1 protein-coding gene is annotated in these 498 nt (G+C 72.7%); it reads left to right on the top strand.

Features of this window, described 5'->3' with window-relative positions; genetic code table 11:
- A partial coding sequence (locus ACW73L_RS22165; protein WP_498924711.1) for a condensation domain-containing protein occupies window positions 1-498 on the top strand: 498 nt, incomplete at both ends.

Here is a 498-nt window from a genome sequence, read left to right as displayed (position 1 = left end):
CTGCTGGCGAGCCCTGGACCACTCGACACCGACGCACTGGCAGCAGCGCTGCGCGCGCTGCTGGCGCAGCACGACAGTCTGCGGCTGCGCTACCGACAGGTCGACGGGGTGTGGCAGCAGGCGTACGCCGAGCCCGAGCCGGCCGCCGAGCTGCTGTGGCACCGCCCGGTCGCCGACCGGGCGGCGCTCGCAGCCGAGGCCGAGGCGGCACAACGCAGCCTCGATCTGGCGCAAGGCCCCGTGCTGCGGGCGGTGTATATGCCGGTGGCGGACGGCAGCGCGCGGCTGCTGCTGGTGATCCACCACCTGGTGGTGGACGGGGTGTCGTGGCGGATCCTGCTGGAGGATCTCCACACCGCCTACCGCCAGCGGGTGGCGGGACAGCCGATCGTGCTGCCGCCGAAGACCGCCTCGTTCCAGACCTGGGCCCGGCACCTCGAAATCTACGCTGCCAGCGCAGCCCTGCGCCAAGAAGCCGCCTTCTGGGGGGCCATGCTC

It is taken from the genome of Methylolobus aquaticus (assembly GCF_054172105.1).
The sequence above is the reverse complement of the archived record's forward strand: the minus strand, read 5'-3'. Positions and strand labels throughout refer to the sequence as shown.